Origin of the sequence: Amycolatopsis sp. NPDC098790, from assembly GCF_044759945.1 — a bacterium.
Classification (GTDB): domain Bacteria; phylum Actinomycetota; class Actinomycetes; order Mycobacteriales; family Pseudonocardiaceae; genus Amycolatopsis.
In genome coordinates, this window is record NZ_JBIWAI010000008.1 from 427,521 (window position 1) to 450,030 (window position 22,510).

Here is a 22,510-nt window from a genome sequence, read left to right on the forward strand (position 1 = left end):
CGGTAAATTGATCAAAGATCCTTTGGGGGTGCCAGTTTGGCGTGTCGCGACTCGCTGTATTTGGTCCTTATGAATTTCCGTGATCACGGCCGAGGTTGATGTGCTTGTTGGCGCGTTGCGAGTCAGTGTCCTACGGTGCTGCTCGATCGCCAGACGGGGTCCGGCGGTCGACGCTGCTACGGGAATTTCATTTGCGTAGCGCTGGTGTTGGCTTCGCGCATCGAGTGCGTAACTGGTTGACCGGTGGTGCCGGCCGCTGCTGAGTCTGCGGGTTCGGGGCGGTAAAGCTGGTGCGCTGTCCTCGTGGGGGCCGTTTTGGGGTGATAAGTGATCAAGCGGGCGCACTGACCGTCGATCTTGGAAATGGTTCTCGTCTTGACAGGATCGGCACAGTGGCGGCACTGGTTCAGTACAACGCTGGGTTGCTGTTCTAGTTCCATTGCAGAGTGTCTCGAGTCAAAGTGGATTCATCGGAGAGCCTCTAAATCCTCTTCGACTCAAGAAGAACCATGGAGGAAGAATGAGTCCGCGTACTTTGCGCTCCAAGGCTGCTCTTGTCTTTCTTATCTCCACAGTGGCGCTGGTTGCAGTCGTAAGTGGTGCGAACCCGGCGGTTGCGGCGCCAAAGATTCAGCTACGCGAGCAGTGCGGCTACCTCGGCTGGGGCGAATACCGGCACTGTGACGGCGGGACCGGCACGACGGTGGACCTCGACGTCCAGGACGTCTGGGGGAATCTCTACCGCTACTGCGTCGGGCCGGGCAAGACCGACCTCCAGCCCGTGATCCGGTGGAGAGTGACCGGTGCCTGGTGGAACGGCGGCGTCGGGTGTTACCCGGGTTTCGAGGGGCCGGCGTAGCCAGCGACTCGAGGACGGCTCCCAGTCCTCGGCCAGTCGACGCGGCGGGCGTCCGTGCCCCCTCTGTGATGCCCGCCGCGTCGGCGTCAACCTGCGACTGCGATCACCGTGGTCATCCCCACCAGGAGACACGGTCCGAACGGCACGGCCTTTCGCAGGCTGCCTCGGCGAGGAACGAGCAGGAGAAGCAGCCCGGCGACGGAGGCGATCACCAACGCGCCGGCGACCTCGGGCCAACCCGACCAGCCGGTCACCAGACCGACGACAGCCGCGAGGCTCACGTCACCGGAGCCGACGCCGCCCTCGACCAGGACGGCGAGCAAGAGGTAGAAGACCGCCGCCGCGAGGGCTGCCCACAGGGCTCGCAGGACAGGAGCCGGGTCGGAACGCGCGACGCACAACACGGCAAGCCCCAGAGCGGCGCCAGCCAGCTGGGGAAGCACAACGATCCGAGGTAACCGATGTTCGACCCAGTCGATGACGGCCAGCGGCACGCCCAGCGCCAGAACGTAGGCGTAGATCGCCAGCTCCCCTCGAATGCCGGTGCGCCAACCAGTGAGAGCCAGCAGCGCCGCGGTGATGGCCGCACCGAGCCACCAGGAATGCGCGACGCGAGCCGGCTGCCGCAGCAATGTCTTGGTGATCGAGCTTGCAGCAGCGCCCAGCACCAGGCCGACAGCCGCGCCTCCCGCGGCGAGGCAGGTATTCACGGCGCCACCGGCATTTCGCTCGCGCTGCCTTCCGTCCCCATGGGGCCATGCTGGCCAGCTCGGCGCCGCGGCGCATCGCTCGTCCTTCCAACGAGTGAACCTCCGCCGCGGTGGTGTTCCCGACCCGGTGGCCAGCTGATCATCGTAACGGGAGGGGAATCCATGAACCTGCGTGAAGCCGTCCGTATCACCGTCGCTTCTTCCGCGGCCGTCGTTCTGCTCGGCGGCTGCAGCGCAGCCGAGCCGAGCCGGCCGACCACGTCGTCGAGCATGCCGGCGACCACAATCGCGGCCCCGCGCCCGGCCGACCTCGCGAAGCAGCGCGCGACGGCCGCCTACCTCGGCATGTGGAGCGACATGGCGGACGCCGCGACGACTTCCGACTGGCAGTCGCCCAAGCTCGCGCAGAACGCCACCGCCGAGGCATTGCAAACCATCTCGCGCAGCCTCTACGCCGACCACTACAACGGCCTGATCACCAAGGGCCGACCGGTGAACCATCCGAGCGTCCAGGCAGCGGAGCCTCCGGCAGATCCGACGAGCGTCACCATCTCCGATTGCGGCGACTCGACGAACTGGCTCAAGTACCGCGCCGACAACGGGCAGCCGGCCGACGACGGCCCCGGTGGCCACCGCCGGATCGAAGCGCTCGTCAAGAAGGCGGTCGACGGCTCCTGGAAGGTAACCACCTTCGCCGTCCACGAGGTCGGATCATGTTCAGGCTGAGCAAGGCAGCGCTAGCCGCGGCCGCGGTGCTCGGATTCTGCGTGGTGCTGACGTCGTCTGCGCGCGCCGACGGCTGGGGAGAAGTCCATTGCGGACAGGGCGGGAACCCCTCCTGCGACGTCGGTGCAGGCCGTGGCGGCGGTAAAGCACCACAGCCTCCCGGAGCGCCCGGCAAGCCGGGGCACCCCCACCCGGCGCCGGGGCAACAGCAGCCCTGGGGCGACAGCATCATCGGTGGCAACGACACCGCGGCGAAGTGCTCGTACTTCCGGAGCAACTACCAGCCTCCGGTGAACGGCGTGCAGACCATCGCGTTTCACGACGTCCGGCGGAGCGGTGCCTCGGTGACTTACGCGGAACTCCGCCGCCAACAGCCGCCGGCAGGCGCCTGGTACGTCTACCGTTGTTCTGGCCCAGGTGTCCACGACAGCCTGTACCGGGCTCCGATCTGGCTTCCGGACGGTCAAGCTCCGGCTGCCGTCGCGTTGCCTTCGCCGCAAGAGCTGGCCGACCAGGCGCGGGCACAGCTGCGGCTGCCGACACCACGGATCGAGGCGAATCCGCCCGGCGACAAGCTGGTGAGCTTGCCGACGTGGATGTGGTTGGACCGCGGCAGCTGGGGCGCCCAGCAGGCCACTGCCGCTGTACCGGGCGTTTCCGTCACCGCGGTGGCCCTGCCGACCACGGTCTCCTGGTCGATGGGCGACGGTGAAGACGTGACCTGCTCGGGTCCCGGAACTCCCTATCCGGCCGCCGGAGATCCGCGTGCGCCTTCGCCCGACTGCGGCCACACCTACCGCCGCTCGTCGGCTGTGGTGCCAGCGCAGCACTTCGCCGTCAAGGCGACCGTGCACTGGACGGTGACCTGGTCGGGCGCGGGAGCCAGCGGCACGTTTCCGGACCTGACCACTTCGGCAACCGCGGCCTTCCGAGTGGCCGAAGTGCAAGCACTCGGTACCGGTCACCGGTGAACTAGTCGATTCTGCGGCCAAACGAAAACCAATTCTTGCTGCGCATCAACGCTTTCGGTGATGCGCGGTGCGGTCGAACCATGCCTGGGAGGCACGCTATGACCAGCACTAGTGAACGCAGCTCCGGAGCTAACGCTTTCGTGGCGTGGCTGGGGAAGAATGGCCAGCTAGCTGCAGTGCCGACCGGTCGCCGAACGCGACGGCGCCTGCCGCACCTACTGGCAGGCGTGCTGCTCATCGTGGTCTGCGTCGGCGGAGCGCTCTGGTGGGCAGCCAGCGCTCAAGGCCGCGTGCCAGTGCTGGCTATCGCTCGGCCCGTCGGCATCGGACACGTTCTCGAGCCAGCCGACGTCCATCAGGTCGAAATCTCCGCGGCCGACGGGGTCGCCACCATCTCGTCCTACCAGGCGGCCACCGTGCTCGGCAAGCCGATGGCCACCAGCCTCACCGCGGGCGCCCTGCTCACCCCGGGCAGCCTCGGGCCGTCGACGATCCCCGCTGCCGGCCAGGCGGTTGTGGCGGTGGGACTCAAAGCAGGCCAGTTTCCGCTCGAGCTCGCTCCAGGGGCTCCCGTCCTCGTGGTGCTCGCTACGGCATCTTCGCCTACGACGTCGCTCCCTGTCGCGCAAGGCAGCGGCGACGGGTCGACCTGGGCGGCGACGGTGACCGGCGTCGCCAAGGCGGAGAGCGACCAGACGACGGTGATCTCGCTGCAGCTGCCCAGCGCCACCGCGCCGACGCTCGCTCGCGTGCCGGCCGGGCAAGTCACGCTGGTCATGCTCGCGGGTGGTGAGCGCTGATGTTGATCGCCCTGTCCAGCGTGAAAGGTTCGCCCGGCGTCACCACCTTCACCGTGGCGCTCGCCGCGAACTGGCCGTCCGCCGTTCGCCGGGTCGTGGTCGAGTGCGACCCGTCCGGGGGAGACCTCGGCCAACGCTTCGGGCTCGCACTCTCGCCCGGCCTGCTCAGCCTTGCCGCTGCGGCCCGCCAGCCCATCGAGTCCAGCGCCTTGTGGAACCACACGCAGCTTCTCGCGGACGAGCTGCCGGTCGTTCCCGGGCCGGCCGGCGGACCGCAAGCTCGCGCAGCATTGAGCACCCTGGTGCCGGCCAGCTCGCCACTTCACCGGACTGCTCGCGAACCCGGCGTGGTGATGTTTGCCGACTGCGGTCGCATGGACCCAGGGTCGCCGGCGGAGCTGATGATCCGGCAAGCCGATGCGTTGCTCCTGATCTCCGGTACGCACAGCGACGAACTCGCGCACGTGGCCGCTCGGCTTCACGAGCTGGGGCAGGTAGCTACCCGGCCGTCTCTCGTCCTCGCGGGCCGGGGCCACCCGACGAAGGAGGTCGAGCAGGAGCTCGGCATCCCGGTCATGGCCAGGATCCCTTACGACCCGACCGCGGCCGCCAGCCTCACCGGCCACGCGATCCCGGGACACGCGCGCAAGGGCGGGCTCGTCCGCGCTGCCGTCGAGGTGGCGCGAATCCTCGCGGCCGGAGCGCCGTCGATACACGCTTCCGGGCCGACCGTCGGGCAGCACGTGCCGGGCGTCCCACCTCAGCGCGTCCCCGCGTACGGGGTCCGGATCGCACCAGAACTGCACAACGGACACCACAAGGTCGTGCTGCCTGACAGGGAGGTTTCGCCATGACCGTGCTCGACGAACATCGCCGCCCATCCGCGGTCAACCCGGAGGGACGGCTTCGCGCTGTCCTCCACCACGCACTCGCGACCGAGCTGCCGAACCGGGCCGAAGCCGAGAAGACCCCGATCACTGCAGAGCGCCGCCGTGAACTCGCCGGGGAACTCCTGCGATCGACCGCAGCTGCACACAGCGAGGCCGAACTGCAGGCAGGCCGCGTGCTCCTGCCGCCGGAGGTCGAGCGACGGATCGCCGAGGCCGTCCTCGACGAGGTTTTCGGGCTGGGCGGGCTGCAGCCGCTGCTGGCGAATCCGAAGGTCGAGACGATCAACGTCAACCGCTTCGACCGGGTCTTCGTCCAGTACGCCGACGGCTCGCGGGCGCAGGTCGCCCCGGTCGCGGCCTCGAACGACGAGCTGACCGACTTGGTCCGGACGCTCGCGGCCCGCGCGTCCTCGGAGGAGCGCCGCTTCGACCGCGGCTCGCCGGCGCTGAACCTCCAGCTGCCCGGCGGCGAACGCCTCTTCGCGGTGCTCGGGCTCACGACCGACGGGGTGACGGCGTGCTCGATCCGCCGGCACGGCTACCTGACCACGAGCCTCGCGCAGCTGCGTCGCCGCGGCACCCTCGACGTCGGCCTCGAGCGATTCCTACGCGCCCTGGTCCGGGCGCGGAAGAACATCCTCATCACCGGCGGCGCCGGGTTCGGCAAGACGACCTTGCTGCGCGCGATGGCCGCGGAGATGGACCCGCTCGAACGGATCGTCACCGTCGAAGACGCCTTCGAACTCGGCCTCGGACTCGACCCCGAGCTGCACGCCGACGTCACCGCGCTGCAGGCCCGCGAGGCGAACATCGAAGGCGCCGGCGCAATCAGCCAGGCCGAGCTCGTCCGCTGGGGCCTGCGGATGTCTCCGGACCGCGTCATCGTCGGCGAGATCCGCGGGCCCGAGGTCATCCCGATGTGCAACGCCATGTCCCAGGGCAACGACGGCTCGATGGCCACCTTGCACGCGAGCAGCTCGAGGATCGCGTTCACCCGCCTCGCCTCCTACGCCGCGCAGAGCGTGGAGCGGCTGTCGCTGGAGGCGACGGCGCTGCTGGTGGCCTCCAGCGTGCACTTCGTCGTGCACCTCGACAAAGCCGCCGACCGCACGAGCCGGGTGATCTCATCGATCCGCGAGGTCGTCGACGCCGATGGTGGCACCGTCGTCTCGAACGAGGTCTACCGACCCGGCATCGACCGCCGGGCTCGCCCAGTCGCCGGCGCACTCTGCACGGAGACCCTCGACGACCTCGTCGAGGCCGGGTTCGATCCCGACCTGCTGGCCGAGCCTGACGGGTGGTGGGCGACATGACCACCGCCGTCGTCGCCGGCCTGGCCGGGCTCGGTACCGCCGTCGGGTTGTTGCTCGTCCTCGTCGGCTTCCGTGGCCCCGAGTTGGCTCGCCGTACTCGGTCGGCGCCGCCCTGGCGCGTCGATCGGACCTGGGGCCCTCGGCTGGCGCTCGCGCTGGGCGCCGGTTTGCTGGCCGGTGTCGCGACCGGGTGGCTCGTCGGGGGCGTGCTCGCTGCCGGGGTGGTCTGGTTTCTGCCGCGGTTGGTCGGCCCCGATCGAGTTCACGTACGTCGGGTCGCGCGGATCGAGGCGGTCGCGTCGTGGGCGGAGATGCTGCGCGACACGCTTTCGGCCGCGGCCGGGCTGGAACAGGCGATCCTGGCCACCGCTCCGCTTGCGCCCGCCGCGATCCGCGATGAGGTGGCCGGGCTCGCATCACGGCTGCAGAACGGGCACCGGCTCGCTCCGGCGCTTCGGCAGCTGGCGGAGGAGCTGGCCGACCCGACTGCCGACCTCGTCATCGCCGCGCTGGTCTTGGCCGCTGAGCACCAGGCGCGGCAGCTCGGCGAGCTGCTCGGTTCCTTGGCCGAGACGGCGCGGTCGCAGGCGGCGATGCGAATGCGCGTCGAGACCGGTCGCGCCCGGACCCGGACGTCGGTGCGGGTCGTCGTCGCCACCACGGTCGCGTTCGCGGTGGGAGTCGTGGTGTTCAACCGCGCCTACCTGACGGCTTACGACAGCGCCCTCGGCCAAGTCGTACTGCTCGTCATCGGCGGGCTGTTCGGTGTCGGGTTCGGCTGGCTGGTCAGGATCGCCGCCGGCCGCGCCGCTTCTCGGGTGCTGTCGCTCAGCGAGCCATCCGAACCACAGGGCGGTGACCGCGCATGATCACGGTCATCTGCCTCGCGCTGGGTACTGCCCTTGGATTGTGGATGCTCTTGACTTGGGCAGTCCCGACGCAACCGTCTCTTCGACAACGGCTCTCCACGGCGGGCTCCGAACCGGCGGCCTCCGTGGGAAACGTGATGGACGCCAGCTGGGCAGTGGCCATGACGCGACCGCTCCTCCCCGTTCTGCAGGCCCTTGGCATGCCGGGCAAGAAGCTCGAACGCGACTTGCGAGTTCTTGAGCGGGGCGCCGACGCGCACCTTGCCGTCAAGGCCGTCCTCGGGTGCGTCGGCCTGGTAGCACCCCTCCTGCTTCAGGGCTTGCTCGCGCTCGCCGAGTTGCCGGTGGACGCCGAAGTTCCCTTGGTCACAGCGCTTCTACTCGCCGCTGCCGGGTTCGTCGCCCCCGACATCGAGGTCCGCGCCAAGGCCGCGCGAGCACGTGCAGACTTCCGCGGTGCGCTTTCGGCCTTCCTGGACCTCGTCTGGATCACCCTCGCCGGTGGTGCCGGCATCGAAGCGGCGTTGCTGGCAGCCGCAGCCGTCGGACGCGGTCTCGCGTTCGCCCAGCTGCGACGGGCCCTCGACGCGGCCCAGCTAACCCGCACCACCCCGTGGTCGACGCTTCGCCGGCTCGGCGACGAACTGGACATCGCCGAACTCGCCGAGCTCGCGGCATCGATCTCCCTCGCCGGCACCGAAGGTGCCAAGGTCCGCACCTCCTTAGCGGCGAAAGCCAAGGCGTTGCGGACCCACCTGGTCGCCGACGCCGAGGCCGATGCCCAGGCCGCCACCGAACGGATGGCCTTGCCGGTGACGTTGCTGTTCCTCGGCTTCCTCGGGTTCATCGCCTACCCGGCCGTCACCCAGGTCCTCAACGGCCTCTAACGAAAGTCCACAGGAGACACCATGCTGACTTACTATCGAACGCTCTGTGCCCTTGTCGTCGCTCGCATCGTGTTGCTGCGCAGGGACAACGACCGCGGCGAGATCACGACCACCGTCATTGTGACCGCCCTGATGGCGGTGCTGGCCATCGCGCTGATCGCGATCATCGCCGCGAAGCTGACCGCGAAAGCCAACAGCATCGACCTCGGCGGCTGAAATGTCAGCGAATCGGTTCACCGCTGGCGCTTGGCGCGTTCGCCAGGCCTTCTCCGGAGAGCGCGGCACCGTCACCGCCGAGCTGGTGATCGCGACACCGCTCCTCCTGCTGGCGCTGTTGGCGATCATCCAGTTCGCCCTCTGGTCGCACGCAACCCATGTTGCTCAAGCTGCGGCCGCCGAGGCGGTCGCTGCGGCTCGTGCCCAGGACGGCACCGCTGCGGCCGGCCAGGCCGCCGGCCTGCAACTGCTTGCCGACCTCGCGCAGGGGCCGCTGCGGTCGTCGCAGGTCGACGTCGAGCGGACCGTCGCGTCGGCTTCGGCGAGCGTGCAGGGCGAGGTCGTTGCGGTGTTGCCCGGCGTGCACCTGCACGTGCACGCAGAAGCCACAGGCGAGGTCGAAAGGTTCGTCCCGGACGCCTGATCGAAGGGGGAAGACCAATGCCACTGCTGGAAAGGCCGGATGCCGTGACCGCCTGCGACTTCGACGATGGCCCCGACATCATGCTGTGGAATCCCGCTCTCACATCGAAACGATGGCGTAGGCAGTGCCGTCGCGTCTTCGTCGCGCGACTTTTCACCACCCGCGGCGCCGTAGGACTGCTGGCGCTGGTCTTGCTGCTGGATCTGCACGCCACGGACAACCTCGCCGGTGCGCTGGCGGTCGGCGGTGCCATCGCGCTCCTGCTGAGCGCATTCTGCGACGCGGGCATCACCGCGGCCTGCCTGGCGACCGACCATCATCACGGACGCCGTTGCAGGCTGGAGAGGTGCCCTGGCGAGTTCTTTTTCCGAAGTGACGACTTCGTCGACCTCGGCGCAGCGGCGCACCACGCAGCCGGGACGCTGATCGACCTCGTCGGCGAACTCCATGAAACCCCGGCGCGCGCCTGGCTTGACCCCGAGCTGCCGATCCGAGCTCACCAAGTAGTCTGGGACGGCCTGACCCGCTTGAGCCGGACAGCTGCCGCTCGTCGACACGCCACGCGGCTGGCCGCGACACCGGGAGAGACCGACCTCGCGGCCGCCACCGCGACGGCGATCGCCGAATTCGACGCGCTGCTCGGCGAGCTTCTCTTCCACCTCCAGGGGTGCGTGACACTCATCCGGGAATGGGAAGCCAAGCTTCGCCACATCGAGCTTGTCGAGCGCACCGACACCGTCCAGTTCGACCTGCAGGCCGAGGCGATCCGCTCGATGGTCGATGACGCGGATGAGCTGCAGAAGTCCGTCTTCGCGTACATCACCGCAGCTCGAGACCTCACAGGCGCTGGCCGGTTTCCTTGGGAACCCACATCAGCGGAGCCGGTTCCGTGACCGCCGGAAACGTTCTCCGAGCAGCAGGCTGGTGGCGGGCCGAGCGCGGCTCGGTGACCGCCGAGACGGTCCTGCTCGCGCCGATCCTTGTCATGCTGTTGGTGTTCGTCGCGGTGGTTGTCCACCGCGGCGTCGACGCCCGGCTGCGGCTCGACGACGCCGCGCACCAGGCCGCGCGGGCCGCGAGCCTGCAACGCACACCGACGGCCGCCGGCGCCGCAGCGCGATCGACCGTCACCTCGGCGCTGGCCCACGCCGGCCTGGTCTGCCGTGACGCAGCGGTCAGTACGACGACCTCGTCGAGCCCGGGCAGCACCGTCGTGGTCATCGTCCGCTGCACCGTCGACTTCGGCCAGGCCCTCGTGCTCGGCGTCCCCGGAAGCCGGGTCCTCAGTACCGAAGCCACCGAGGTCATCGACACTTACCGATCCCAGCCGACCATCGGAGGCGCGTGATGGACGCCCTCCGCACAGCTTGGTGGCAAGAAGAGGAGGGCCGTGTCTCGGCGTTTGTCGTCGTACTGATGCTCGGGCTCATGGCGTTGGCCGGCCTCGGGCTCGATGGCGGTCTCGCGCTCGCCGCGAAGGTCCGAGCAACCGGCCAGGCCGAGTCGGCTGCTCGCGCCGGCGCGCAAGCTGTCGATCTCGCCGCTTACCGGGCGACCGGCGCGCTCCGGCTGCTACCCGGAGAAGCCGACGGTCTCGCCCGCCGCTACCTCGCCGGCGTCGGTGCCACCGGCACGGTGATCGCCACGGCCGAGGCCGTGACCGTCACCGTCACGGCGAGCCAGCGCACCCAGTTGCTGTCGCTGATCGGCATCCCGGCGATCGGCGCCCATGGCGTCGGTGCGGCCCATCCCCAGCGCGGCGTCACCGAGCTGGAGCCATGACCACCGGAGGAGGAGAACGATGATTGCGACCGACGAGATCGAAAGGCGCGTCGAGAAGGCGGACGCGGAGAAGAGCGCGAAAAGGACCGCGGCCGCGCGCGAAGTCGGGGAGCTCGCGCACCGGCGTGCCGCGCTGGCCGAGGAACTGGCGGAGGTCGAGCGCAAGCTCGGCGCGGTGCTCGTCGCGGCGGTCGACGTCGTCAGCGTCGACGAGCTGGCCGAGTTCACCGATGTCCCGGCCGCCGAGCTCACCAGGTGGCTCACCGCCGGCAAACCTCGCGCCCGCCGAGGTCGACCGCCCGGCAGCCGCCGGACGAAGCCTGAGGCTCAGCCCGGGGCCTCGCTGGCGCTAGCGCCGCCGGAATCACGACCGAGGCCGCCGGCGGCGAGTATGCAGCCGGCGATCGCCCAGGACGAGCGAAGCTAGAGGGACGCTGTCGTGCCTGCAGGAGGGCGGACCGGAACCGGCACGCGGCGAGTTCTTCGTGCGCTCGCGCGAGGTGCCGGGCGGCTACTGCGGGCCGGCGTGGCGCTCACGCTGCTGTCGGGGTTGTGTGCCGCGCTCCCGTGGGCGCTGGTGCGGTTCATCGGCTGGCCCCTTCCGGATCACCTGCCCACCGTGACGGAACTCGGTGAGGTGCTGCGGGCTCGGCTGTCGACGAGTCTGCTGCTTGACGTGCTCGCGTGCGGCGCGTGGCTGCTGTGGGTCGCGTTCCTCGTCGAGCTGGCCAGGTGCGTGCGCGACCTCGTTCTCACCGCGGGCCGGCCGGACGCGGCCTGGCGCGGCGGCCCGATCCGGAGGATCGCCGCGGTCCTCATCACCGCCGTTGTCGTGTCGTTCGTCAGCCGCACCGCCCTCGCCGCGTCCAGTGGAGGCAGCGCAGTTCAGGCCGGCACGAGTTCGTCGATCACCCCGCGATCGGCTGTCGATGCTGCCGCGGAGGAAGTCGAGCTGGTGCGTCCACCGTGGGACGGTGCCCACGATTCGCTGTACCGAATCGCCCAACGCCGCCTCGGCGACGGCGACCGATGGCCGGAGATCTGGCGCCTGAACGCCGGTAGCGTCCAGCCCGCCGGTCGCACGCTGACCTCGCCCCGCCTGATCCATCCCGGCGACCGGATTCGTCTACCGCCGGCGACCGGGCATGTCGGCCCCAAACCACTGCCGCAGACGCCGCCAGCTCCGCCTGCGACTTCCTCACCGCCGACTCCGACAGCACCTTCCGTTTCTCCGAGCCCAGGCGCGTCGTGGGTGCCCGGCGTTTACGTCGGCCTGGGCTTGGCTGGCGCTATCAGCGCGGCGCTGCTGATCGTTCGGCGACGTCACCGTGCCGGTTACCGGCCCGGCAGCGGCCAACGTGGCGACGACCTACCCGTTGCGCCGGTCGTCTACCAGCTGCACCTGGCACATCAGCACGTCCAAACCGGACTCGATGACGCTGAGGCAGAGGCGGAAGGCGACGTTCCCGAGCGGGGTACGGGGCTCGAGCTGGGGGAGCCCGCCGATGAGGCGGCCGCGGAACTGGCGCTGGACCTCGCGGGAACGCACGGCCTCGGGCTCGTCGGCCCAGGCGGCCACGCCGCGGCCCGCGCGCTGCTGCTCACGGCCATGACCTCCACCCGCCACCCGGAGGTCGTCGCGCCGGCCGCCGACCTGCGTAACCTGCTCGGCGTCGCGGAGCCCGGCACCGAACTGCCGGCCTGCGTCCACACTGTCGGCGACCTCGCCACCGCGCTCGCGTGCCTCGACGGCGGAGACCCGGCCACGAGCGCAAGCTGGATCCTCGTGGCAACCGCGCCGGCTGACGAACCCGATCGCACTCGTCTGCAGCACGCCCTTGCCGAACGCGGTGTGAACGCGAGTGCGCTTCTGCTCGGTCAGTGGCATCCGGGCGTCACGGTCTATGTGGACGCCGCGGGCGCCATCACCGCGACTTCACCCGGTCCGGGTGATGCGTTGCGCGGTCGGCGAGCATTCTCCCTCCCCGAGTCGGCGACCCGGGAGCTGTTCGCGCTCTTCGATGTTGCCCATGGCGATCGGGACGAGCGCCCCGAACCTGCTCTCGAGCGTGCCCAGGGGTTGGAGATCGCGGACTCGCCGGCCGTCGACGAACCTGACGTGAAGGCCGAGCCCGTCACGGCACTTGTCGTCGACGCCCAGCAGTCCGTTGCCACGCCGCTGGTGCTGTCGGTGTTCGGGCAGCCGAGGTTGTCGTGGCGACGGGACATCACGCGTCCGGACCGCGCGGTCGAAATCACCGGCAGCCTGTCGCGGCGGCTGTGGGAGCTGCTGCTCTACCTCGCCCTGCACCCACACGGAGTTCCGCGGGCCGCGATCATCGACAGCCTGTGGGCCAGTCGCCCTGCGCAGGACCCTGCCGCGGTGCTGCGCACCGTCCTGTCCCGCCTTCGCAGCACCATCCAGAAAGCCACCTCGCCCGACATCGGCGACCTCGTCGTCGCCGAGCACGGCCGATATCGCCTCGCGCCCATGGTCGTCGAGGTTGACTACTGGTCCTTCGCCGACGCACTCGCTCGACGCCGCACCACGACCGACGAGCAGCAGCGCGCCGCGGCCAACGCCGCGATCGTCGCCGGCTACGGAGGCGAGCTGGCGGCCGGCGTCGAAGCCGAATGGCTCACCGCGCTGCGGGAGGGCGTCCGCCGCGACGCCCTCGATGCCGTCGCTGCGCTTGCGCGCGGCCGAGTCCAGAACGATCCCGAGTCCACGCTGGAGTTGCTCGAATCGGCACGGGACTTCGACCCGCACAACGAGTTGCTCTACCGCGACATCATGCGTCTCGAACACAACCTCGGCCGGCGCCACGCGATAACCAGAACGCTCCGCCTGCTCGAAGCGCGCCTCGCCGAGATAGGCGAAACGCCGACACCTGCGACAATCCGGCTCGCCCAGCGACTCCGAGGGCTCGATATCGGTGTCGCAGGCGCGAACGCTGAAACGTCGTGTCGGCGCGGTCAAAATGCCTCGACGCTGGAATAGCTGATCAGCCGTGATGGATGTTAGTGTCGATGTGCTGATCATCATCGCGCAGAAAAGCCTCTTGGTGTTCCTCTTGAAAGTTCTTGTCGTTCGTCGCGTCGCCATGCGACGACTGGCTGAGACGGACGCGACGCCGCGTCGACGTGCCGGACGGTTCTTTCGCGCGATGCTGTCGAGGTCGGACGCCGCCCCTTCGTCGTCTGGTAGCCGCCGGGGGTTCCTTCGCACCTTCCGATCGACCCGGCGCTCTGCGGACCGCCTAAGGCGGATCCTCTATGGCTGGGCATACGCCCAGGTCGGGCCCGCTATGAGGGGATCCGCTGATATCCCAGACTCGCTTGGCGACAAGCAGGGAAGCACATCAGGCCCGCCATGTCAGGCCAGGCTGCTGCATTCATGTTTCGCGACCCTGCTTTCACGGTCTACTCGCCTCGCATCGTGGTCGTTTTTCTATCTCATTTATTGCAAAATAAATAGCTACTCGCTTTCGACTGTTGTGACTTTCGTCGGCATGCGGGCGTCCCCTCTGGCCTGCGCAAATGTTTCGGCAAGACTCTCTGGAATTTGTTTATTGTCACGGAATACGTCACCCAAATGGGGTGCGAAAAGACTATTGCGCACGGTCGGTTTGTCGAGCTACTTTTGTTGTGTCGCCGGGATAACCGGAAATCAAAAGTGCAACGCCTGACGTTGGTGCTGCCAATGAAGCGGGGAACATCATGTCAAACGACCCGGGGATCGACCCCATTGTCATCCGAAACCTCGATGGCGTTCCCGAAGTGGCCTACCGGGCACCTTCGATGACCGAAAAATCACCGTGCACGGCCCGGGCGGCCCCCGCACCCGGACGTGCCGCCGCCGGAACGGCTACGCGCAAGACGCCATGCTCCGGGAAATGGGTTACAGCGGCTTGTTCGCGCTCTGCACCGACGGCACCGACGACTACTTCTGCTACACGCACCCGCTGGCGCGCTGACCGCCACGAACCCCCACCCCTTACGTTCGAAAGGAACCCGCGATGACCACGCCCACCACGGCACCCGCTACCGGGCCGACCACTCCGGCAGGTGGGACGGCGACCCGGCTACGCAACGGTGAACTCCGCGCGATGGTCGCCAAAGTTCTTGCCGACGACCCCGGAACCATCCACACCCCCGGTGGCATCGCGCACACCCTGAACCGTTCATCCGGCGCGGTCGGCAACGCCTGCAAAGCGTTGGCCGACAGGGGAGAAGCCGAACTCGCCGCGACGGCGCCACTGGGCTACCGGGCAACCGCGACAACGGCCGCCGCCGCCGCGCCCGCCATCACCCCCGCACCGCCACGCACACCCCGCGCGCCGCGCCGCACGCCGCCCGCTACGGCACCCGCCGCTTGCTCAGCTGCCCCCGCTCCGTCCGGCGCCGACAGCACCACCACGCCACCGGCGCGCAAGGTCACCGGTCCGGTGAAACGTCCGAACGGGATGGACTACCACCCCCGGCTGTTGTCCGGCATGCCGGATGTGACCGCGCTGCAGCGGCTGCGGGATGCCGGGGTCGCCGCCCTGCTGTACGGCCCGCCCGGCACCGGGAAAACCTCGGTGGTGGAAGCGGCGTTCAACGACTGCCTCACCGTGCAGGGCGACGGCGACACCGTGGTCGCCGACCTGGTGGGCGACTACACCAAAACTCCCGACGGCGACTTCGTGTTCGTCCACGGGCCGCTGGTCCGCGCGATGCGCGAGGGCGTGCCGCTGTTCATCGATGACGCGACGCTGATTCCGCCGACCGTGCTCGCCGTGGTCTACCCCGCGATGGACGGACGCCGCGAGATCGTGATCAAGGCCAACGCCAGCGAAGTAGTCAAGGCCGCCCCGGGGTTCTACGTTGTCGCCGGGCACAACCCCGGCGTGCACGGGGCCATCCTGACCGACGCGCTGTCCTCTCGGTTCTCCGTGCACATCCAGGTATCCAGCGACTACGCCCTCGCCGAACAGCTCGGGGTCGACAAGAAGGCCGTGCGGGTGGCGCGCAACCTAGCGACCCGGCAGGAGAAGGGCGAGATCGGGTGGGCCCCGCAGTTGCGCGAGCTGCTGGCGTTCAAGAAGCTCGCCGACGCGTGGGACCTCGACGCCGCCGCCGGAAACCTGGTCGGCATCGCACCGGAAGAGGACCGCGCCACCGTCGCCACCGTCGTGCGCGACGTCTTCGGCAAGACCGTCACCCCGCTTGCCCTCGGTGCCCGCATCACCACCAAACCCTGAACCCGCCACGCCCCGCGAACCGTCGCGAAAGGACTTGCGCCATGAGTGCCCACTTCACCGCCGACCCGACCGCCACCGGTGCCGCCGTGTTCCCCGCCCAGCCGGAATGGCTGACCCTGTCCGCCGCGTTCGCCGACGAGGTTCCCGTGATCGCCGACCGCGACGACCTCGTGGTCAGCGTCGCCCCCGGCGCGGGCGGCGGTGCCCCTGCCTGCTTCTACCCACACCGCGCGCTGATCGAAGTCGACGGCGACCACCTCGGCGTGGACCCCGCCACCGTAGATCCCGCCAACCTGTCCGACCGCGCCCGCTACGCCCCGGCATGGGGTGCCCTCACCCACGAGTGCGGCCACGCCAAACACACCGCGTGGGACCCACCGGCCGACGCCCCGCCCGCCGTGGTCGCCGCCGCCATGCTGCTGGAAGAGCCGCGCATGGAAGCGGCGCACATCCGCCGCCGCCCGGACGACCGGCACTGGCTCCGGGCATGCGTAAAAGGCATCGTCGCCACCGACCTGCACCTCTACGCCGACCCGGCGACCGCCCCGAAGATGACTCCCGCCGACGCCGCGCGGTCCGCCGCGCTGCTGCTGGGACGGGCAGACGGTGGGGTCCTGACCCACGCCGAGGTCTACCCGGTCGCCCGGGTCGTCGAAGACGTCCTCGGCAAAGAGGTCCTCGGCAAGCTGCGGGCGGTGTGGCGGCAAGCGCTGCTGACCGCCGACGACGCGGGTGAGGAGATGCTCGACCTCGGGCGGCAGTGGTGCGAGATTCTCGGCACTGACCCCGACAGCACGGACTCGACCTCGCCGGCCTCGCCCGGAACCTCGGCCCTCTCGCCCGGCCCCGGGGCGCCCGCGTCCCCATCACCGCTGGCGGATGCCATCGCCGCCGTACTGGGCGAGGTAGCGGCGAAAGTCGTGAGGGAGAAGGCGCCTGAAGATCCAGCCGCCGTCTCGGCCGCCGCGAAGGAAAGCGAAGACGCCGCCGGGAGGAAAGCGGAAAGGGTGGCTCGTCGGGTGTTCGGTACCGACGGACCCCCTGACGGCGACACCCTGACGGCGGGCACCCGGGAGCCCACACCGGAGGAACGCACGGCCGCGCGGGTCCTCGCGCGGGCGCTGGACACCGCTGGAACTCGGGAACGCATCGCCGTGCGCTCGACCTCGGAGGTGCCACCGGGCCGGTTGCGGATGCGCGGGGTGCGTGCCGCCGAAGCCCAGCGTGCCGCCGGGGCCGTGGTGACCGCCGAACCGTTCACCCGCACCATCCGCACGCCGGTCACCGTGCCGCCGCTGCGGGTCGGGATCGCGTGCGACGTCTCCGGCTCGATGGGCTGGGCGCGCGCCCACGTGGCCTCGGCCGCCTGGATCTTGGCCAACGCCGCCCGCCACACCCGGGTGCCCGCCGACACCGCGAGCGTCATCTTCGGACACCACGTGCGCCCGCTGACCCACCCGGGCAAGCCGCCCACCGAGGTCACCGAGTTCCGCTCCTGCGACAACTACGAGGACATCCCCCGCGCGCTCGACGCCCTCGACGGCTCGCTCGGCCTGTCGCGCCCCGGCGCGGCCCGGCTGGTGGTCATCGTGTCCGACGGTGAGTACCGCCTCACACCGCGCCGCGATGGGCAGAAGAAGCTCGACCGGCTGCGCGCGTCGGGGTGCGCGGTGCTGTGGCTGACCACCAGCGACACCGACACCCCGCTCGCCGGGGCCACCGTCCACGTCCTGACCGACCCCACCACGGCCGCCCGCGCCATCGGACACGCCGCCACCACCGCGCTGCGCGCCGCCGCTCGCCGCTGATCCGGACACCCGACCCGCCCGCACCGAAAGCCAAGGAGATACTCATGCTTGTCAATGCGCCCGCCGTGCCCGCCAGCAACCCAGTCCTCCGGGACGAGACGGTGGGATCCGAAGCGATCACAGGACGAGCCGGATTCTTCCGGGGCCGGGGTCCCGGCGCGACCGCGCGGGCGGTGTTCACCTCGGCCGCGCCGAGCCCGCCACCCGACCCGTTCACACTGGCGACCCTGCCCGTCGGCAAGCGGTTGTTGGGTGCGACCACCGCCGAGGCGTTCGACAGCGCCCTCGTCGAGCTGGCCACCGCGTGGACCTCGGCGGGCTACGGAGATGCCAAGGTCCGTGACGACGGCCCGCTCGACCCGGACCCATTGGGAGTGCCGCCGCGCGACGGACTGCCGGAAGAGGACTGCCTCGGAATGGACGACTGCGGCGAGTGCGAAGCCCACCGGGAACCGGAACCGACTCGGTGGGCCTGGTACCGGTACGCGTTCGACGAAGGGCAAGTGCTGTGCTTCCTGCCCCGGGCTTACCACGCGACGATCCACGCCGACGCCTGGAACACGATCCACCTTCCGGCAGAAGTTCCGTCGCACATCGAGCTCACACCAACGGGACGCACCTACGGTGAGGCCTATCTCGCGACTGCGGCGCTCGACCTCCCCGCCGTCGCGGTGTGGATCATGGCCGAGCTGACCACCCTCGGCCGCAGCGCCTACTCGCCGATTTGGCCTCACGTCCGCTACGGCGCGGTCGTCAACACGACGCTTAACGAGATCAAACTCTGCCTGTACGGCCTCGAAGCCGACGAGCCGGCGGTCTCTCGCCGCGCGTTCCGGGAGATCGAGGCAGTCGCCCGCGCCCACAACTGGTCGAACCGGATCGTCGGCGACGACCGGCGCTTCCAGCTCTTCAACCACGTGGTGCCGAAAGACGCGGTAATCGAGTACCGCCGCCAAGGACGCGCTCCCGGCACGGTGACCGTCGTGACCGACGACCATCCCTTCTGGCAATAGAACCGGAAAGCCAATCGACATCAGCTAAGGAGAACGCATGCTCATCGAATCAGGTTGGAAGCCCGGTGTATGGATCGACGGCGACCACTCCTCAAAGCCCATCAACGGCGACGTCTTCGGCACGTTCGCCCACCTCGTCCACGACGACCTACTGGCCGTACGTGCCGCCGGACGCATCGCGACGCACGTCGAGATCACCGTCAGCGCTTCTACCATCCGGCCTCTCTGGGGAGATGAGCCGCCCGTGTGGCTGCTGCACATCAGGTTCGCAGGACTCGCCGACCCCCGATGCGCCATCGCGCGGGATGAATTGGCGTTCGACGCGTTGTCCATTCTAGACCGACGTGAGCGGGACCAGTTGCCGGTCGACATGGTCGACCGCTATGGCGTTCGGTTGTTCTTCGTGGACGAACACGGGAGCCCTCTGTGTAGCCGCACGCACGCGCTCCGCACCCCTTAGGACGAGTGACGGACGTGGAAGCGCGATTGCGATCGCGGGGGAGCTGGGTACACCTCGCGCCGAGTTGCGGACGCATTTAGGGGCCTGACCGCCGAGCGTTGGCGCGATCTGGCCTGGGCTAGAAGGCGTACACACCGTGCCGTTCGTCGAGGATGCTCCGCCATTGGGTGATCAGAATCCGTCCGCGCGCGACGACAGTCCAACTCTCGTGGAGCGCGCGAATGGTCACGGCGTCAAGGTCGTGCCAGTCGGCCTGACGCTGGCACGACGGGCACAAGTTCGGGTTGAAGCTGGCCCCGCGCGCTTTCGGTGGGCGGGGCTTGAGCTGTGCGGCGAGCCCGTCGAGACCGGCCTCGACCAGAATCGAGCGGGCGGTATCGACGGCGTTAGGCTGATCACACGTCACCAGCTCGCCCACGCGAGGTTGGTGGAAGGGCCTCATGGCGAACACCCACGTCAGGCGATGGTTACAGAAACGGCAGGGATAATCGTAACCCCAGACTTCGACGAACAACTTGCCGTCGCCCAATGCCTTCCCCCAAGGATTCCAACGTTATGTTGCGCTTCATCGTACGGGAGGCGGAGGTGAATCGTCACCATTGACGCGTGGTCCAGTCGCCGGGATGGCGCCCGGGCCACGCGTCCGCCGGTGTTGCCCGCGAGTCAGCTTGCGGTGAAGCGCTTCGGTGCCTCGCACGTCTTCGTTGCCAGGCCATCGACGACGAGCTTCTCGAGGGCGTTGTTGACGGCACCGCTGGATCGGACCAGCTCTGTGCCGATCTTGGCTGGTCCGAACTCTTCGCCGGGGTGCGCCTGCAGGAATCCCCTTACCAGCTCGTAAAGCGCGCCCTTGGGCAGGCGTTCCTTCTTCGGCGTTCCGGCCGTCGAGTCCTCCGAAGTTTTCGGGTCAGGGAGACTGCTGGCGGCGGCAGGCGAGGTCGAGGAATCGGCTTCCCGTTCGTCGGTGTCTTCGGCGGGAGTACCGCTTTCCCGGTCGGCAGTGGGGGCCGCGTCTTCGCTGTCCGTTGCGACGTCGACCGGATTGTCGTTCTGTTCGTCGCGCCACGTCCACGTGACGGGTACCGACTGGTCCTTACCGGTGGTCCGGGTCACCAGTCCTTCGGCCGCCCAGCGCGACAGGAGTTTCGAGGCGGTGGAGCGCCCAACTCCGGCTGCAGCAGCCAGGTTCGCCGTCGTCTCGCCGGGATGGGCCTTCAGGGCGCGGCGAACCTTCGTGTCGGCGGTCTCGGGCTTGGTGTCGTTCGGTTGGGTGTTCTGGGTTTCGGGCATGACGGGCTCCGTCTCAAAGGAAGCGATGGATGGTCATGCCCCGGCCGGGGCGTTCGCCCGCCGGTGCGCGTCCGGTGGTTCGGGCTACCCATTTATGGACGCTCCGTCAACCGCTTCATGTCAAGCCATTGTCCAAACAAGACAGGTGTATCGCCCAGAAGTGCTTACGTGGGTGCTCACGCGGATGCCGTTGGCCTGGTTGCGCCGATGTAGTCGTCGCCGGGATGACGGTAGGGCTCGACCTTGACGGCCTGTCCGAAGTCGGGTGCGTCGATCATGTTCCCGCCACCGATGTACAGGCCAACGTGGTGCACGCGCCCGGCGGTGGCGTAGAAAGCGAGGTCGCCAGGCAGGAGCGGTGCGCCGGCGGGTACACGAGGTCCGGCGGCGTACTGGTCGCGTGATGTCCGCGGCAACGCGACACCGGCGGCGCCGTAAGCGGCTCGGGTCAGGCCGCTGCAGTCGAAGCCGGCGTCACCGTTCTCGGGGCCGTTGCCGCCCCAGACGTAGGGGAGCCCGCGTCGCCCGCAGGCGTAGTTGATGGCGGTGAGCGCGGCGGACGTCGGCGCGGTGATGGTTCCGCAGTCCCCACCCCCGGTGTGCTCGCAGGTCACTCCCGCGACCGCGGCCACGATGGCTTCGGCGTCTAGCTGATGCTGGCCGTAGGCGTAGGGTGTCCCGGAGCGCTGGACGGCCTGGGCGGCGTCGTTGAGGCTCATCTGCTGCCACCCGGCAACGGCCTGCAGATGCCGGTAGAACTGCGTCGCCGCGTAGGTGGGGTCCATGATCCGCTGAGGCGTGCCCCAGCCTTGGGACGGGCGTTGCTGGAAGAGGCCGAGGCTGTCCCGGTCGCCGTGGTCGAGGTTGTGCAGCGTGGATTCCTGGATGGCGACTGCGATCGCGATGACCCACCCGGGCTCGGGGATCTGCAGCTGCTCGCCGACCGAGGTGATGATCGCGGCGTTGGCGAGCTGATCGGCTCCGTAGCCGGGCACTCCGTCGGAGGTTGCGCCGCTGGGTGTGCAGGTCGTGCTTCCGGTGTCGGTGAGCGAAGTGACGACGGCTTGCGGCACAGCCCCGAGCAGCACCGGGAGCGTCGCGAGCACTAGGGCGACGCCGACCGCGATCTTCGATCCCATGACGCACTCCTCGCGTGATCAGGCACCGGGCCGGCGCGAGCGGCTGGGTGTGGCGCTCGGCGGCATCGGAGACGGCGGCGGCAGCCGGTAGGCGACGGCTTGGCCGGACATCGGGCCGGTCGCGTCGTCGAGGCCGGAGGACGCTGTCGGCGCGAGGGCCGGCCAGGCATGCGGCAGCTCGCTGAGCGCGTGCCGCGGCGAGGTAGCCCGGTTCGATGACCTCGCGTTGAGCGGGAGCCAGACCTGGTCGGCCGGGCTCGGGCACGCCGCGCTCGGATCGAGGAGGTCGGCGGCCGCGGTGGCGACGGGGACGTCGGCGCTCTGGTCGAGGTCGGCGTGGATCCGGGCGAGTGCGGTGCGGGCGCCGGCTTCGCGGCGGCTGGTCGGTAGCCAGAAGAGGACCGGGGTGGCGATGCCGGTGGAGTCGGCGAGCCGGGCGTAGGCGAGCAGCTTGCGGGCGAGTTTGGTCAGCGACTCGCTGCCGGTGTCGTATTCGAGGAAGAACTCCAGCTCGCCGCCGATGCCGGCCCAGCGGCCGTAAGCGTCGGGGATGACGAGGTCGCCGAAATGGCGGGCGCAGCGGGCCTCCGACCACCAGGCCGTGACCCCCTCACCATCTCGAACAGGGTCACGACGTCGGCTGCGCGCGATCAGGGAAGTGAAGAAGTCACCGACGCCGACGGTGTGGGCGAGACGCTGGTTGTGGGCGATCGCCATCGCGCGGTCGTGCCGGTAGCCGAGGTCCTTGACCTCCAAGCCGTGTTCGGCGGCCAGCACGGCGGCGCCGGCGGGCCCGAGGACGTAGTGCATCGGCGCCGAGCCGAGCTGGCGGAAGGGCTGGAATCGGCTGACCGCCCGCCAGAGGTACAGCTCGCGCAGCCGCTGACGGGTCGAGCGACCGGAGGGGAACGCGGCGTCCTGGATCTGGGCCGAGGTCAGGACGCGGTGCTCGAAGAGCAGGGCCAGCAGCCATTTGTCTCGGGCGGTGAGGCGGGCCGCGAGCGCCGCCTGGTGCTCGACGGAACTGGCCGCACGGGCGGCCACCTGGCCGGGGAGATGCTGCCGCAGCTGGTGCTGGCGTGTCGTCATGGTGATCAAGGGAACCTC

Annotated in this window: 24 protein-coding genes; 19 read left to right on the plus strand and 5 right to left on the minus strand. The window is 69.4% G+C overall.

Annotated features, from left to right (window positions below; genetic code table 11):
• Positions 1 to 520: 520 nt before the first annotated feature.
• Complete coding sequence (locus ACIQWX_RS45340) at positions 521 to 859, plus strand: DUF6355 family natural product biosynthesis protein (protein ID WP_400885102.1); 339 nt, start codon at positions 521 to 523, stop codon at positions 857 to 859.
• Positions 860 to 945: 86 nt separating this feature from the next.
• On the opposite strand, the gene ACIQWX_RS45345 is transcribed toward ACIQWX_RS45340, so the two are convergent.
• A complete protein-coding gene (locus tag ACIQWX_RS45345; protein WP_400885104.1) occupies positions 946 to 1,569 on the minus strand; it encodes a prepilin peptidase in 624 nt (207 codons plus the stop codon).
• 162 nt (positions 1,570 to 1,731) lie between these two features.
• On the opposite strand from ACIQWX_RS45345, the gene ACIQWX_RS45350 reads away from it, so the two are divergent.
• The 18 genes from ACIQWX_RS45350 (at position 1,732) to ACIQWX_RS45435 (ending at position 18,974) form a co-directional block, all read left to right on the plus strand.
• Positions 1,732 to 2,295 carry a hypothetical protein gene (locus tag ACIQWX_RS45350; protein ID WP_400885107.1) on the plus strand — a complete coding sequence of 188 codons (564 nt, stop codon included), beginning with the start codon at positions 1,732 to 1,734 and terminating at the stop codon, positions 2,293 to 2,295.
• Complete coding sequence (locus ACIQWX_RS45355; protein ID WP_400885110.1) at positions 2,283 to 3,266, plus strand: hypothetical protein; 984 nt, start codon at positions 2,283 to 2,285, stop codon at positions 3,264 to 3,266. The genes ACIQWX_RS45350 and ACIQWX_RS45355 overlap by 13 nt, the downstream gene beginning before the upstream one ends.
• A gap of 227 nt (positions 3,267 to 3,493) precedes the next feature.
• Positions 3,494 to 4,066 (plus strand): hypothetical protein, encoded by a 573-nt coding sequence (locus tag ACIQWX_RS45360; RefSeq protein WP_400885112.1) that lies wholly within the window; start codon positions 3,494 to 3,496, stop codon positions 4,064 to 4,066.
• Positions 4,066 to 4,920 (plus strand): carbon monoxide dehydrogenase maturation protein, encoded by an 855-nt coding sequence (locus ACIQWX_RS45365; RefSeq protein ID WP_400885115.1) that lies wholly within the window; start codon positions 4,066 to 4,068, stop codon positions 4,918 to 4,920. The genes ACIQWX_RS45360 and ACIQWX_RS45365 overlap by 1 nt, the downstream gene beginning before the upstream one ends.
• Complete coding sequence (locus tag ACIQWX_RS45370; RefSeq protein ID WP_400885116.1) at positions 4,917 to 6,269, plus strand: CpaF family protein; 1,353 nt, start codon at positions 4,917 to 4,919, stop codon at positions 6,267 to 6,269. The genes ACIQWX_RS45365 and ACIQWX_RS45370 overlap by 4 nt, the downstream gene beginning before the upstream one ends.
• Complete coding sequence (locus ACIQWX_RS45375) at positions 6,266 to 7,138, plus strand: type II secretion system F family protein (RefSeq protein WP_400885119.1); 873 nt, start codon at positions 6,266 to 6,268, stop codon at positions 7,136 to 7,138. The genes ACIQWX_RS45370 and ACIQWX_RS45375 overlap by 4 nt, the downstream gene beginning before the upstream one ends.
• Entirely contained in the window at positions 7,135 to 8,025 is an 891-nt protein-coding gene (locus ACIQWX_RS45380; protein ID WP_400885122.1) for a type II secretion system F family protein, read from the plus strand. The genes ACIQWX_RS45375 and ACIQWX_RS45380 overlap by 4 nt, the downstream gene beginning before the upstream one ends.
• 21 nt (positions 8,026 to 8,046) lie before the next feature.
• On the plus strand, positions 8,047 to 8,241 hold the full coding sequence (locus ACIQWX_RS45385; RefSeq protein ID WP_400885125.1) for a hypothetical protein: 195 nt from the start codon (positions 8,047 to 8,049) through the stop codon (positions 8,239 to 8,241).
• Between the two features lies 1 nt (position 8,242).
• Positions 8,243 to 8,665, plus strand: a complete 423-nt coding sequence (locus ACIQWX_RS45390; protein ID WP_400885128.1) for a TadE/TadG family type IV pilus assembly protein — start codon at positions 8,243 to 8,245, stop codon at positions 8,663 to 8,665.
• Between the two features lie 17 nt (positions 8,666 to 8,682).
• Complete coding sequence (locus ACIQWX_RS45395) at positions 8,683 to 9,558, plus strand: hypothetical protein (RefSeq protein WP_400885131.1); 876 nt, start codon at positions 8,683 to 8,685, stop codon at positions 9,556 to 9,558.
• Positions 9,555 to 10,013, plus strand: coding sequence for a TadE/TadG family type IV pilus assembly protein (locus ACIQWX_RS45400; protein WP_400885134.1), 459 nt, complete (start codon positions 9,555 to 9,557; stop codon positions 10,011 to 10,013). The genes ACIQWX_RS45395 and ACIQWX_RS45400 overlap by 4 nt, the downstream gene beginning before the upstream one ends.
• Positions 10,013 to 10,447, plus strand: coding sequence for a pilus assembly protein TadG-related protein (locus ACIQWX_RS45405; RefSeq protein WP_400885137.1), 435 nt, complete (start codon positions 10,013 to 10,015; stop codon positions 10,445 to 10,447). The genes ACIQWX_RS45400 and ACIQWX_RS45405 overlap by 1 nt, the downstream gene beginning before the upstream one ends.
• Before the next feature lie 19 nt (positions 10,448 to 10,466).
• Positions 10,467 to 10,874 carry a hypothetical protein gene (locus ACIQWX_RS45410; protein WP_400885139.1) on the plus strand — a complete coding sequence of 136 codons (408 nt, stop codon included), beginning with the start codon at positions 10,467 to 10,469 and terminating at the stop codon, positions 10,872 to 10,874.
• 99 nt (positions 10,875 to 10,973) lie between these two features.
• Positions 10,974 to 13,448: a BTAD domain-containing putative transcriptional regulator gene (locus ACIQWX_RS45415; protein ID WP_400885141.1), complete on the plus strand. Its 2,475-nt coding sequence runs from the start codon at positions 10,974 to 10,976 to the stop codon at positions 13,446 to 13,448.
• 1,018 nt (positions 13,449 to 14,466) lie between these two features.
• Positions 14,467 to 15,693 carry an AAA family ATPase gene (locus tag ACIQWX_RS45420; protein ID WP_400885144.1) on the plus strand — a complete coding sequence of 409 codons (1,227 nt, stop codon included), beginning with the start codon at positions 14,467 to 14,469 and terminating at the stop codon, positions 15,691 to 15,693.
• A 41-nt stretch (positions 15,694 to 15,734) separates the two neighbouring features.
• On the plus strand, positions 15,735 to 17,501 hold the full coding sequence (locus ACIQWX_RS45425; RefSeq protein WP_400885146.1) for a VWA domain-containing protein: 1,767 nt from the start codon (positions 15,735 to 15,737) through the stop codon (positions 17,499 to 17,501).
• A gap of 44 nt (positions 17,502 to 17,545) precedes the next feature.
• A complete protein-coding gene (locus ACIQWX_RS45430; protein WP_400885149.1) occupies positions 17,546 to 18,514 on the plus strand; it encodes a hypothetical protein in 969 nt (322 codons plus the stop codon).
• Between the two features lie 37 nt (positions 18,515 to 18,551).
• Positions 18,552 to 18,974 carry a hypothetical protein gene (locus tag ACIQWX_RS45435; protein WP_400885151.1) on the plus strand — a complete coding sequence of 141 codons (423 nt, stop codon included), beginning with the start codon at positions 18,552 to 18,554 and terminating at the stop codon, positions 18,972 to 18,974.
• A 118-nt stretch (positions 18,975 to 19,092) separates the two neighbouring features.
• Here ACIQWX_RS45435 and ACIQWX_RS45440 read toward each other — a convergent pair whose 3' ends face one another.
• From ACIQWX_RS45440 to ACIQWX_RS45455, 4 genes are all read right to left on the minus strand, one after another.
• Entirely contained in the window at positions 19,093 to 19,392 is a 300-nt protein-coding gene (locus tag ACIQWX_RS45440; protein ID WP_400885154.1) for a hypothetical protein, read from the minus strand.
• Positions 19,393 to 19,637: 245 nt separating this feature from the next.
• Positions 19,638 to 20,264 carry a MarR family transcriptional regulator gene (locus ACIQWX_RS45445; RefSeq protein ID WP_400885157.1) on the minus strand — a complete coding sequence of 209 codons (627 nt, stop codon included), beginning with the start codon at positions 20,262 to 20,264 and terminating at the stop codon, positions 19,638 to 19,640.
• Positions 20,265 to 20,440: 176 nt separating this feature from the next.
• Positions 20,441 to 21,403 (minus strand): C40 family peptidase, encoded by a 963-nt coding sequence (locus tag ACIQWX_RS45450; protein WP_400885159.1) that lies wholly within the window; start codon positions 21,401 to 21,403, stop codon positions 20,441 to 20,443.
• Positions 21,404 to 21,421: 18 nt separating this feature from the next.
• On the minus strand, positions 21,422 to 22,501 hold the full coding sequence (locus ACIQWX_RS45455) for a replication-relaxation family protein (protein ID WP_400885161.1): 1,080 nt from the start codon (positions 22,499 to 22,501) through the stop codon (positions 21,422 to 21,424).
• Positions 22,502 to 22,510 lie beyond the last annotated feature (9 nt).

Excerpts from the sequence above, each read along its gene's own strand:
- ACIQWX_RS45340 (WP_400885102.1), top strand. The coding sequence starts at position 521 with ATGAGTCCGCGTACTTTGCGCTCCAAGGCTGCTCTTGTCTTTCTTATC.
- ACIQWX_RS45350 (WP_400885107.1), top strand. The coding sequence starts at position 1,732 with ATGAACCTGCGTGAAGCCGTCCGTATCACCGTCGCTTCTTCCGCGGCC.
- ACIQWX_RS45355 (WP_400885110.1), top strand. The coding sequence starts at position 2,283 with ATGTTCAGGCTGAGCAAGGCAGCGCTAGCCGCGGCCGCGGTGCTCGGA.
- ACIQWX_RS45365 (WP_400885115.1), top strand. The coding sequence starts at position 4,066 with ATGTTGATCGCCCTGTCCAGCGTGAAAGGTTCGCCCGGCGTCACCACC.
- ACIQWX_RS45370 (WP_400885116.1), top strand. The coding sequence starts at position 4,917 with ATGACCGTGCTCGACGAACATCGCCGCCCATCCGCGGTCAACCCGGAG.
- ACIQWX_RS45375 (WP_400885119.1), top strand. The coding sequence starts at position 6,266 with ATGACCACCGCCGTCGTCGCCGGCCTGGCCGGGCTCGGTACCGCCGTC.
- ACIQWX_RS45380 (WP_400885122.1), top strand. The coding sequence starts at position 7,135 with ATGATCACGGTCATCTGCCTCGCGCTGGGTACTGCCCTTGGATTGTGG.
- ACIQWX_RS45385 (WP_400885125.1), top strand. The coding sequence starts at position 8,047 with ATGCTGACTTACTATCGAACGCTCTGTGCCCTTGTCGTCGCTCGCATC.
- ACIQWX_RS45390 (WP_400885128.1), top strand. The coding sequence starts at position 8,243 with ATGTCAGCGAATCGGTTCACCGCTGGCGCTTGGCGCGTTCGCCAGGCC.
- ACIQWX_RS45395 (WP_400885131.1), top strand. The coding sequence starts at position 8,683 with ATGCCACTGCTGGAAAGGCCGGATGCCGTGACCGCCTGCGACTTCGAC.
- ACIQWX_RS45405 (WP_400885137.1), top strand. The coding sequence starts at position 10,013 with ATGGACGCCCTCCGCACAGCTTGGTGGCAAGAAGAGGAGGGCCGTGTC.
- ACIQWX_RS45410 (WP_400885139.1), top strand. The coding sequence starts at position 10,467 with ATGATTGCGACCGACGAGATCGAAAGGCGCGTCGAGAAGGCGGACGCG.
- ACIQWX_RS45420 (WP_400885144.1), top strand. The coding sequence starts at position 14,467 with ATGACCACGCCCACCACGGCACCCGCTACCGGGCCGACCACTCCGGCA.
- ACIQWX_RS45425 (WP_400885146.1), top strand. The coding sequence starts at position 15,735 with ATGAGTGCCCACTTCACCGCCGACCCGACCGCCACCGGTGCCGCCGTG.
- ACIQWX_RS45430 (WP_400885149.1), top strand. The coding sequence starts at position 17,546 with ATGCTTGTCAATGCGCCCGCCGTGCCCGCCAGCAACCCAGTCCTCCGG.
- ACIQWX_RS45435 (WP_400885151.1), top strand. The coding sequence starts at position 18,552 with ATGCTCATCGAATCAGGTTGGAAGCCCGGTGTATGGATCGACGGCGAC.
- ACIQWX_RS45445 (WP_400885157.1), bottom strand. The coding sequence starts at position 20,264 with ATGCCCGAAACCCAGAACACCCAACCGAACGACACCAAGCCCGAGACC.
- ACIQWX_RS45450 (WP_400885159.1), bottom strand. The coding sequence starts at position 21,403 with ATGGGATCGAAGATCGCGGTCGGCGTCGCCCTAGTGCTCGCGACGCTC.